This is a genomic window from Actinomadura sp. CNU-125 (genome assembly GCF_001942465.1).
Taxonomy (GTDB): Bacteria; Actinomycetota; Actinomycetes; order Streptosporangiales; family Streptosporangiaceae; genus Spirillospora.
On sequence record NZ_MKJY01000176.1, the window covers coordinates 1 to 10,800 of the forward strand.

General features: G+C 72.7%; 11 protein-coding genes and 1 pseudogene. 5 read left to right on the forward strand and 7 right to left on the reverse strand.

Translation table 11 applies throughout. The features are described 5' to 3' along the window. Positions 1-326: 326 nt before the first annotated feature. Complete coding sequence (locus BJF79_RS20870) at positions 327-1,508, forward strand: acyl-CoA dehydrogenase family protein (protein WP_075899754.1); 1,182 nt, start codon at positions 327-329, stop codon at positions 1,506-1,508. Between the two features lie 57 nt (positions 1,509-1,565). On the opposite strand, the gene BJF79_RS20875 is transcribed toward BJF79_RS20870, so the two are convergent. The 4 genes and pseudogenes from BJF79_RS20875 to BJF79_RS20890 form a co-directional block, all read right to left on the reverse strand. Next, positions 1,566-2,360: an enoyl-CoA hydratase/isomerase family protein gene (locus tag BJF79_RS20875; protein WP_075899756.1), complete on the reverse strand. Its 795-nt coding sequence runs from the start codon at positions 2,358-2,360 to the stop codon at positions 1,566-1,568. After that, a pseudogene (locus BJF79_RS67100) lies at positions 2,357-3,306 on the reverse strand (alpha/beta hydrolase). The gene BJF79_RS20875 and the pseudogene BJF79_RS67100 overlap by 4 nt, the downstream one beginning before the upstream one ends. A gap of 70 nt (positions 3,307-3,376) precedes the next feature. After that, positions 3,377-4,102, reverse strand: a complete 726-nt coding sequence (locus BJF79_RS20885) for a gamma-glutamyl-gamma-aminobutyrate hydrolase family protein (RefSeq protein ID WP_075899758.1) — start codon at positions 4,100-4,102, stop codon at positions 3,377-3,379. A 122-nt stretch (positions 4,103-4,224) separates the two neighbouring features. Further along, complete coding sequence (locus BJF79_RS20890; RefSeq protein ID WP_083733623.1) at positions 4,225-5,025, reverse strand: helix-turn-helix domain-containing protein; 801 nt, start codon at positions 5,023-5,025, stop codon at positions 4,225-4,227. A 110-nt stretch (positions 5,026-5,135) separates the two neighbouring features. Here BJF79_RS20890 and BJF79_RS20895 point away from each other — a divergent pair, with 110 nt between their 5' ends. The 3 genes from BJF79_RS20895 to BJF79_RS53545 are packed head-to-tail and all read left to right on the forward strand — an operon-like array spanning position 5,136 to position 6,559. Continuing rightward, entirely contained in the window at positions 5,136-5,528 is a 393-nt protein-coding gene (locus tag BJF79_RS20895; protein ID WP_075899760.1) for a PaaI family thioesterase, read from the forward strand. Between the two features lie 60 nt (positions 5,529-5,588). Further along, positions 5,589-6,218, forward strand: coding sequence for an SMI1/KNR4 family protein (locus BJF79_RS20900; RefSeq protein ID WP_075899762.1), 630 nt, complete (start codon positions 5,589-5,591; stop codon positions 6,216-6,218). A 53-nt stretch (positions 6,219-6,271) separates the two neighbouring features. Further along, positions 6,272-6,559 carry a hypothetical protein gene (locus tag BJF79_RS53545; protein WP_075899764.1) on the forward strand — a complete coding sequence of 96 codons (288 nt, stop codon included), beginning with the start codon at positions 6,272-6,274 and terminating at the stop codon, positions 6,557-6,559. Positions 6,560-6,586: 27 nt separating this feature from the next. Here the strand turns inward: BJF79_RS53545 and BJF79_RS20910 are convergent, their stop codons facing one another. From BJF79_RS20910 to thyX, 3 genes are all read right to left on the reverse strand, one after another. After that, positions 6,587-7,297: a dienelactone hydrolase family protein gene (locus tag BJF79_RS20910; protein WP_075899766.1), complete on the reverse strand. Its 711-nt coding sequence runs from the start codon at positions 7,295-7,297 to the stop codon at positions 6,587-6,589. Positions 7,298-7,371: 74 nt separating this feature from the next. Beyond that, positions 7,372-7,611 (reverse strand): hypothetical protein, encoded by a 240-nt coding sequence (locus tag BJF79_RS20915; protein WP_075899768.1) that lies wholly within the window; start codon positions 7,609-7,611, stop codon positions 7,372-7,374. A gap of 90 nt (positions 7,612-7,701) precedes the next feature. Next, a complete protein-coding gene (gene thyX / locus BJF79_RS20920; RefSeq protein ID WP_262402340.1) occupies positions 7,702-8,433 on the reverse strand; it encodes an FAD-dependent thymidylate synthase in 732 nt (243 codons plus the stop codon). Positions 8,434-8,570: 137 nt separating this feature from the next. Here thyX and BJF79_RS20925 point away from each other — a divergent pair. Beyond that, positions 8,571-10,800: molybdopterin-dependent oxidoreductase (locus tag BJF79_RS20925; protein WP_262402341.1), on the forward strand; the 2,230-nt coding region annotated here is incomplete at its 3' end.

Here is a 10,800-nt window from a genome sequence, read left to right on the forward strand (position 1 = left end):
CGGCGGCCACGGCATCCTCGACGTCGACGGCGGAGCAGACCGGCGCCTCCCCCACCGGCTCCCCGGTCGCCGGGTCGGTCACCGTGAACGTCTCGTCCCCGGTGCCGCCGCCCCACCGGCCGCCCGCCAGCGTCCAGCCGTCCCGGACTCGCATCGTCGCCTCCGCAGGTCGTCGCCGGTCGTCGCGTCCCGCTTACCCGCGAGGGGACGGTTCAATGACCGCGGCCCCGATGTCAGTGAACACTTACCGAATCGGCTACGGTGGGGACCCGACGGGACGGCGGGACCTGATCGACGCCGGACAGCACACACGCCAGGAGGCTTGCATGGACTTCGACCTGCCGGAGAGCGCGATCGCCGTGCGCGACGGCGTGCGGGCGATCGCCGGGAAGTACGACCAGGAGTACTGGAGCCGGTGCGACGCCGAGAAGCGCTGGCCCGAGGAGGTGTGGCGGGAGCTGGTCGCGGGCGGCTGGCACAGCCTGGCGATCCCCGAGGAGCACGGCGGCGCCGGGCAGGGCCTGCTCGAACTCGCGGTCGCGCTGGAGTCGCTGGCCGAGGGCGGCGCGGGCGGCGCCGCGTCCTTCATGTACCTGCTCACCCCGGCGTTCGGCGGGCTGACCATCGCCCGCCACGGCACCGACGCGCAGCGCGCCGAGTTCCTCCCGAAGATCGCCTCGGGCGAGCTGGAGACCTGCTTCGCCATCACCGAGCCCGACGCGGGCAGCAACGCGATGAACATCACCACGCAGGCCCGCCGCGACGGCGACGCCTACGTGGTGAACGGCCAGAAGATCTGGATCTCCGGGATGGAGCGCGCCGACTTCCTCGTCCTGGTCACCCGGACGATCCCGGCCGCCGAGGCGCGGCCCCGCACCGCGGGCTTCACCGTCCTGCTCGTGGACGTCAAGGAGGCCGTCGAGGCGGGCACGCTGACCTATCAGCCGATCCCGAAGCTCGGCACGAACACCGTCGCGTCCAGCATGGTGTTCCTGGACGGCGTCCGCGTGCCGGCCGACCGGGTCCTGGGCGAGCCCGACCAGGGCTTCGCCGTGATGTGGGACATCCTCAACCCCGAGCGGATCCTCGCCGCCGCGGGCGGGGTCGGCTCCGGCGAGCTGGTCCTGCGGATCGCCTGCGACTACGCGCGCGACCGGGCGCCGTTCGGGCAGCCGATCGGCTCCCACCAGGGCATCGCGTTCCCGCTCGCCCGCATCAAGGCCCAGGTCGAACTGGCCCGGCTCATGACCTACAAGGCCGCCTGGCTGTGGGACCGCGGGCTCCCCTGCGGCTCGGAGGCCAACATCGCCAAGCTCACGGCGGCGGACGCCGCGTGGCAGGCGGCCGACCGCGCGTTCCAGACGCACGGCGGGATGGCGTACTCGCTGGAGTACCCGGTCGCCCGGATGTTCCGCGACGCGCGCATCGCCAAGAACATCCCCGTCGCCGAGGAACTCGTCCTCGCCCACATCGCCCAGCACGAACTGGGCCTGCCGCGCTCCTACTGAGCGGACGCGCACGCGGACGCCCGCCGGACGGTCCGTCCGGCGGGCGCCGCGCGCCGGTCAGCCGAACTCGGGCGTGCGCTTCTCGCGCAGCGCCGCCACGCCCTCGCGCACGTCCGGGCCGGTGAACCCGAAAAACTCCATCGCCAGCGACGCGTCGAACGCCGGGCCCGCCGTGCGCAGCCAGTTGTTGAGGGCGTGCTTGGTGAACTGGATCGCCTCGGCGGGCCCGGCGGCCAGCCGCCCGGCGATCTCCATCGCCCGGTCGTGCACCTGCGCGTCGTCCACGCACAGCGACACCAGGCCGATCCGCTCGGCCTCCTCGCCGGTGAGGACGTCGTTGAGCAGCAGGTAGTACTTGGCCTTCGCCATCCCGCACAGCAGCGGCCAGACGATCGCCGCGTGGTCCCCCGCGGCGACGCCCAGCCGGGTGTGCCCGTCGATGATCTTCGCCGAGCGGCCCGCGACCGACACGTCCGCCAGCAGCGCCACCGCGAGCCCCGCGCCGACCGCCGGGCCCTGGATCGCGCTGACCACCGGCTTCGAGCAGTTCACCACGTTCATCACGATGTCGCGGGCCTCGCGCATGATCCGGCGCCGCGCCGCGTGGTCGCCCATCATCTCCTCGATCATGGCCAGGTCGCCGCCCGCCGAGAACGCCTCGCCCGCGCCGCGCACCACGATCGCGCGCACCTCGTCGTCGGCGTCCGCGTCCCGCCAGATCTCCGCCAGCTCCCCGTGCCCCACCGTGTCGACCGCGTTCAGCCGTCCCGGCGTGCTCAGCGTCACCCGCAGCACCCCGGGCGCCGCCCGGTCGATCCGCAGCCGCTCGTACCGCCCGTACCGGTCGCTCATGACGCCTCCCGCTCGCGAAAACCGAATGCCGTTCGCAATCGTGCCACGGCGTACGCCATCGCCTCGGCACCGGCGTCGAACATCTCCGGGAGCAGGAAGAACGAGTGCACCACCCCGTCGTAGCGGCGCGCCTCCACCGGCACCCCCGACTCCGCGAGCCGCCGCGCGTACGCCTCGCCCTCGTCCCGCAGGATGTCGTACTCGGCCGTGATCACCGTCGCGGGCGCGACGCCGCGCAGGTCGGGCGAGCGCAGCGGCGCGAGCCTCGGATCGTCCGGGGCGGCCCCGCCGCGGTACAGGTCCATGAAACGCGCCAGCGCGGCGGCGTCGAGCCCGTACCCGGTGCCGTACTCCCGCCAGCTCGGGGCGTCCCGCGCCGTGTCGGTCACCGGGTAGACCAGCAGCTGGTGCGCCAGCGCGACGCCCCGGTCGCGGGCGAGCAGCGCGACCGCCGCGGCGAGTTCCCGCCCGCGCTGTCCCCGGCCACCGCCACCGCCCCCGGCAGGAACCCGTACCGCTCCGGCCGCCGGACGGCCGCCGCCACCGCGGCCCACGCGTCGTCCACCGCCGCCGGGAACGGATGCTCGGGCGCCAGCCGGTACCCGACGCTCAGCACCGCGCAGCCCGCGTCCGCCGCGAGGTCGCGGCACAGGCCGTCCACGTTCTCGATCCCGCCGAGCACCCAGCCGCCGCCGTGCAGGTACACCGTCACCGGCAGCGGCCCCGCCTCCGGCGGCACCGGACGGTACAACCGCACCGGCACCGGACCGCCCGGACCCCGCACGGCCAGGTCGTCCACGAACGGCAGCTCGCGGCGCCCGACGGGGAACACCGCGCCGACCCGCTCCCGCATCTCCCCGATCGTGGGTTCCGCCGCGTCCGGCGGCGGCGCCGTCCAGGACGCGAGCATCCGCAGGAAGCTCACGGTCTGCGGGTGCAACGGCATGCGGCGACCTCCAGGAGAACTCGACGGAATCTACCGATTCGTCTTCCCCGGCCGCCGGAACACCAACCCGCTACCGCCCGCGCGCCGCCGTCACCAGCGCCTCGAACAACCGCCCGTCCGAACCTTCCTCGGGATGCCACTGCACCGCCACCCCGAACCGGTGCCCCTGCAGCTCCGCGGCCTCCACGACCTGGTCGTCCGCCCACGCCACCGCGGCCAGCCCCTTCCCCAGCCGCGCCACCGCCTGATGGTGCAACGCCGGCACATCGGCCGACTCGCCCAGAACCTTCCCGATCACACTGTTCGGCGCGATCCGCACCGGATGGGAGCCCATCTTCCCCCGCTCCGGCGCGTGCCCCTCGTGCCCGACCGCCTCCGGCAGATGCTGCACGAGCGTCCCACCCCGCGCCACGTTCAGCACCTGCATGCCCCGGCAGATCGCCAGGAACGGGACGTCCGCGTCGACCACCGCCCGGGCCAGTGCGAGCTCGAACCGGTCCCGCTGCGGCTGCGGCGGGTCCGTCTCGTGGTGCCGTTCCGCCCCGTACAGCTCGGGATCCACGTCGGCGCCGCCCGCCAGAATGATCCCGTCCAGCCGTTCGACCAGCGCCCCCACCCCGCGCAGCGACGCCGTCGGCGGCAGCAGCACCGGCACGCCGCCCGCCCGCTCCACCGACCGCACGTACGGGACGGGCAGCAGCACCGCCTCCCGCACCCACATGCCCCAGCGCGCCGGCTCCTGGCCGGCGGTGACGCCGATGAGCGGCGCCGGACCGCCCCGGGTGGCCTCTGACATGGGTCGTTCCCCTCTCCCGGCCGGTGTCGGCGACCGGGCGGCTCGTCCGTCAGGAGAGACTTCCCCACCCTGTCGTCCCGTCACCTCCGCCGCAAGAGGGCGCACCCGTCACCCGCGGCGCGTCACCACCCGGCGCGTTCCCGCAGGAAGTCGCTCGTCGCCGCGTCCGCCGGATAGAACGACTCGATCGCCAGCTCCGCGACCGTGATGTCGACCGGCGTCCCGAACGTCGCGATCGTGCTGAAGAACGACAGGTCCCGGCCGTCCAGCCGGATCCGCAGCGGGATGAACACCTCGTGGTCCGCGGGCGGCGCCATCGCCGCGCCGATGTCCCCCGGGAAGTCCCGCAGCTCCCGGTACAGCTGCGCCAGCGACGGGTCCGCCGTCAACTGCACGTGCCGCCGCACCCGGTCGATCATGTGCGCGCGCCATTCCGCCAGGTTCAGGATGTTCTTCGCCATGCCGTCCGGATGCATGCTCAACCGCAGCACGTTCAACGGCGGCTCCAGCAGCTCCGGCGGCGCGCCCTCCATGAACAGCGCCGCCGCGCCGTTCGCGTCGATCAGGTTCCAGAACCGGTCCACCACCACCGCCGGGAACGGCTCGTGCCCCCGCAGCACCTGCTTCAGCGCCGCCCGCACCGAGTCCATCCGCGGTTCCTCGATCGGCGTCTCCTCGAACACCGGCGCGAACCCCGCCGCGACCAGCAGCAGGTTCCGGTCGCGCAGCGGGACGTCCAGATGCTCGGCCAGCCGCAGCACCATCTCGCGGCTCGGCGCCGACCGCCCCGTCTCCACGAAGCTCAGATGCCGCGTCGACACCTCCGCCTCCGACGCCAGCTCCAGCTGGCTCAGCCGCCGCCGCTGCCGCCACGCCCGCAGCTGCTCCCCGATGGGCCGCACATCACTCAAGATCGCCGTCACCGCACCGACGCTACCGGCGCCGCGTCACGGCGGCGATGACGTCCGAGGTAATGGACGCCGCGCACCGCCGATCGGGAAGCTGGACCCGTCCGGCACCACGAGGAGGAACGATGACCCCCGACCAGCTCGTCGACGCCATGCCGTTCGCCCGCGCCCTCGGCGTCCGGATCGACACCGCCGGCCCCGGCGAGGTCACCGGCCGCCTCGACTGGGCGCCCGACCGCTGCACCGCGGGCGGCGTCCTGCACGGCGGCGCCCTCATGGCCCTCGCCGACACCCTCGGTGCCGCCTGCGCGTTCCTCAACCTGCCGGACGGCGCGTCCACCACGACGCTCGAATCGAAGACGAACTTCTTCCGCGGCGTCAAGGCAGGGTGCGTGCACGGCACGTCCCGCCCGCTGCACGCGGGCCGCACGTCCATCGTCGTCCAGACCGACCTGCACGACGACACGGGCCGCCGCGTCGCCCAGGTGACGCAGACCCAGGCCGTCCTGCGCGGTTGACGATTCCGTCAGAGGCCGCCGCCATGCTCGTCCCGTCCGGACGACGACTCGGGAGGACACATGGACCGCGACGAGTGGCGGCCGTGGCTCAAGCGGTGGAGCGAGGAGTGGATCGCCGCACACGATCCCGAGCACGACCGCCCGCTCGACCCCGAGGTCGTCCGCGACGGCTGGCTCGGCCGCGAACCGGCCGCCCCGTCCGAGATCGCGGCCCTGGAGGAACGCCTCGGCCTGCCGCTCCCGCCGTCCCTGCGCGGCTTCCTGGAGACGACGAACGGCTGGCGCGACGCGGGCCCCTTCATCTACCGCCTCGGCGGCACCGCCGAGATCGGCTTCCTCCGCGACATGAGACCGACGCTGATCGAGGCTTACGACGAGTCCTACGACGACTGTCCGGACATGGAGAACGACGTCAGCCCGCTCCTGCGCAGATCCGTGCAGATCTCGCTCGACGGCGACTCCTGCGACCTGTTCCTCGACCCCGAGAACGTGACGCCCGGGGCGAATGGACCGCCTACGAGCTCGCCTCATGGTCGGGCATGGGCCCGGAGCCGTGCGGTTCCTTCCACGACATCATGCGCAAGCTCTACGCGTCCTTCCACCGCCTCCGCAAGCCGGAGGGGACGACCCGGCGCGACTGGGACACCCGCGTCGAGGACGCCCGCAAGGACGCCCTCGCCGGAGAGGTAGACACCCCCTGAAAGGTCTTCACCGAGGCCGAAGAGTTCGGACGCGACCGCGGCATGCTCCTCGCCGCGCTGTCGGACTTCCTCGACCGCAGCGCCCGCGCCGGATCCGAACGCGCCCGCGACCCGCACGCGGTCGTCCCCGCGCCGTGGGAATGGGCCCGGGAACTCAAAAGCACGGTGGACGACACCTGGCAAGGCATCCTGGACGCCCTGCACCTCTGGCGCCCGGTCAGTGAGCACCACATCGCCCCCATCGCTCTGCTCGCGGAGAACCGGCTCGCGGAAACGATCGACCCCGAACGCGGCAGACGGCTCCTGTCCACCCGGCGAGGCGGAGACTGAACACCGCTTCGAACGGCCGAGGGCCTTTCACTCGCGCACGTGGTCGTCGAAGAAGGCGAAGATGCGGGTCCAGCCGTCGTCGGCGTTCTCGCGGCCCTTGCCCATGCCGAACGTGATCCTCGCGACGGGTCCCATCGGCCCCGGCACCTTGGTCTCGGTAAGGAACCCATGTCCCGTGGCCGGGTACTCCTTCACGTCGTGCGGCACACCGGCGTCCGTGAGCACCCGCTCCAGCTTCCGCGCCGCCCCGCGCAGGGTGGGGTCGGCGGCGCCGTAACCGGCGACGATCGGGCACGCGTTCCGCAGCGCCTCCTCCGGACGGCGCGGCAGCATCCCGTAGTTCACCGCCGCGGCCCGGAAGTCGTACCGCGCCGCCGCGACGAGCGCGAAGCCGCCGCCCATGCAGAACCCGCACACGCCCACGCCGCCGGTGCAGTCGTCGCGTCCGGCCAGCCACGCCCGGGTCGCCTCGATGGCGTCGTAGGTCGCGCCGCGCCCGGCGCGCATATCGCGCATCGCCTTGGTGACGCACCGCAGCCACGGCGCGCCGCCGTACAGGTCGGGCAGCACGGCGAGGTACCCGTGCGCGGCGAACCGGTCGGCCTGCGCGCGCATGTCGGCGGTCGACCCGAACGCCTCGAACAGGACGACCACGCCCGGCCAGGGCCCCTCCCCGTCAGGAACGGCCAGGTACCCGGGCAGGTCGCGCGCTCCGGCAGGAATCTCGACATCCGTCATACCGCCCAAGCTTCCCCCACCCGGGCACCAGCCGCCAGCCGAACGGCTTCTCCCCGCGCCTGGCCGCACGCGTGTCATACCGTGAGATCCCAAAGCGGATGCTCATCACCGACAAGCAGATCGACCTGCTCGGACCGGACCCTGTACAGTCGTCCCTGGTAGTAGCGATGAGACACGCTAAGGGCTCGCTGGTACTCCAGAGTCCCCGTCAAGGGGTCGATCGCCCCGAACTTCTCCCGGCCATCGACCTCCGGCCACGGTATCCATCCGCAGTCGGTCAGCACTTCTGTTTGGTCGTCGTATCCGACCACCATTGCACCCACCTCGCTTACCCGTGACACCGCCATGATGAATCACAGCACGTGCCACCGACATCGCAGTGGGTAGGCGGAGGGAGACCGGTATCAGGGGGCGACGCGGCCGTTCGCTTCGAAGGCGGCATGGGTCAGCGGCATGAGCGCCGCCCACTGCTCCTCCATCTGCTCGGCGACCATCTCGATCTCCCGCTGCGGGAACGAGGGAAACTTCGAGTCCTCGCGCTTCGTGCGCAGAGACAAGAAGTTCATCAGGGCGCGCGCGTTGCACGTCGCATACATGGAGGAGTACAGGCCGACCGGAAGGACGGTCCGGGCCACCTCACGAGCAACACCGGCGTCGAGCATCTCCAGGTATGCCCGGTAAGCCTGACGGCAGCTTTCCTGGGTGGCTTCCGTGACAAGCTTGTACTGCTCGGGGGTCCCGTCCGCGAAGACGTACTTGCCGGGCTTGCCCTCTTGCACCAGCTTCCGCTCGGGCGACGGAACATAGAAAACGGGCTCTAGGCGACGATACCTACCGCTTTCCTCGTTGTACGAAAATGTCCGGTGTCGCATGAATTCCCGGAAAACGAAGATCGGGGCCTTTACGTAGAAGGTCATCGACGAGTGCTCGAAGGGGGTCCCGTGCCGATCGCGCATCAGGTAGTTGATCAAGCCCCGCGAGCGCGCCGGGTCGGCCTCCACCTCGGCCAGGGAGCTTTCGCCCTTGGTCGACACCCGGGCCGCCCACAGCACGTCGGCGTCCGATGCCGCCGATTTGATGAGCTCCACCTCGACGTCGCTGCGGAACTCGACGTCCATCGCTTCGGCATCCACCACCGGGCTCCCCCTCACACCTTCGAACCGGCCGCGGTAACCCTACCGGAGACCGGCGGAGGCCGGTCAGGTGTGTCCGGGTGCGACGCTGCTGGATGTATGGCGCACACTGGAGGGATTCGTCTGGGTTGGAGGGCACGGTGGACGTTCCGCTGAGGGGGGCCGAGCTGAAGGTGCTGGGGGCCTGTCCGCTGGACTGCCCGGACGGGTGCTCGTGGGTGGTCACCGTACGGGACGGCGAGGCGGTGCGGCTGCGCGGCAACCCGGACCACCCGTACACGCGGGGCGCGCTGTGCGCGAAGGTGAACCGGTGGCTGGAGCGGGCCGGGCAGGACGACCGGATCCTGCACCCCATGCGGCGGGTGGGCCGCAAGGGCGAGGGGCGGTTCGTGCGGATCTCCTGGGACGAGGCCCTCGGGGAGATCGCGGAGCGGCTGGAGGACGTCGTGCGGGAGCACGGCGGCCAGGCGATCTGGCCGTACTGGGGCACCGGGACGCTCGGCTACCTGCAGGGCGTGGAGGGGTGCTCCGGGCGGCGGTTCTTCAACGTCCTCGGCGCGTCGGGCCACAACGCCGACATCTGCTCGGCGGCGGGCTCCGCCGGGATGAAGGCCGCACTCGGGTCGTCCGGCGGCATGGACCCCGAGGACCTCGCGCACGCGAAGCTGATCGTCCTGTGGGGGTCGAATCCGCTCACCAGCGGCCACCACGTGTGGAAGTTCGTCCAGGACGCCCGCAAGGCGGGCGCCCGCCTCGTCGCGATCGACCCGGTCCGGACGAAGACGGCGCAGCAGGCGGACGAGCATCTGGCGCCGTTCCCCGGGACGGACGCGGCGCTCGCGATGGGCCTGCTCAACGTCGTCGTTGGGGCGGGCGCGCAGGACGAGGAGTTCCTGCGGGACCACGCGGCGGGCTGGGCGGAGTTCCGGGAGCGGATCGCGGAGTTCCCGCCGGAGCGGGCCGCGGAGATCACCGGCGTCCCGGTGGCGGAGATCACCGCGCTCGGCGAGCGGATCGCCCGGACGCGTCCGACCGCGTTCCGCGCCACGCAGGGGCTCCAGCGGAACGCGGGCGGGGGGACGGCGCTGCGCGTGCTCGCGAGTTTCCCCGCGGTGACGGGCGACTGGAGGCGGCGCGGCGGCGGGCTCGCGTTCTCCACCTCGGGGCACGTCAAGCTGAACAAGGCCGCGCTGTACCGGGACGACCTGCGGCAGGGGCCGACCCGGGTGATGTCGATGTCCCGGCTCGGCGAGGGGCTCCTGGACGCCGCCGATCCGCCGGTCAAGGCGCTGTTCGTGATCGCGGCGAACCCGGCGGGCAGCACCCCGCACCAGAACCGGGTGCGGGAGGGGCTGGCGCGCGACGACCTGTTCACCGTGGTGCTGGAGCAGTTCCCGACGGACACGATGGACTACGCCGACATCGTCCTGCCCGCCACGATGCAGCACGAGCACGCGGACCTGCACGAGGGGTACGGGCACCTGTACCTGACGTGGAACGAGCCGGCGTTCGCGCCGCCCGGCGAGTGCCTGCCGACGACGGAGACGTTCCGGCGGCTGGCGCGGCGGATGGGCCTGAACGAGCCGAGCCTGTACGACTCCGACGAGAGCCTGGCCGAGCAGCTCCTGTCGTCCGACCACCCGTGGTTGGCGAGCGTCACCCTGGACCGGCTGCGCAAGGAGGGGTTCGTCCGGATGTCGGTCCCGGACCCGTTCCTGCCGTACGCGGAGGGCGCCGCGACGCCGTCCGGGCGGGTCGAGCTTCCCCGCCGGCGCGTGTACGTCCCGCCCGCCGAGGTCGCCGACGGGGAGCGTGCGGCGCGGTACCCGCTCGCGCTGGTCTCGGCGGCGCCGCACGAGTTCCTGAACACGCAGTTCGGCAACAACCCCGAGCTGCGGCGCCGGTCCGGCCCGCTGGCCGTCCGGCTGCACCCGGACGACGCGGCGGCGCGGGGCCTGGCGGACGGCGAGCGGGTCCGGGTGGCCAACGACCGGGGCGGCTTCGACGCCGTCCTGCGGGTGACCGACCAGGTCCGGCCCGGGGTGGCGGCGACGACGAAGGGGCACTGGGCGAAGTTCTCGGGCGGGTCGAACGCGAACGCGGTGGTGGACGCGCGCGCACCGACCTCGGCGGCGGCCCGGTCTTCCACGACACCCGCGTGGAGATCACCGCGCTCGGCGACGGTGCGCTCGCGGGCGGCCGGTACGGTGGCGCGCGGAGGCGATCATGACGATGGATACCGGCGCCCTGCTCGACCGGGCCCGGAAGTTCGAGCGGCAGGGCGTCCGGAGGAGGCCGCGACCGCGTTCGCCGAGGCGGCGGGACGGCTGGGAGGCGCGCGGCGACCGGTCGTCCGCGGCCGGGGTCCCC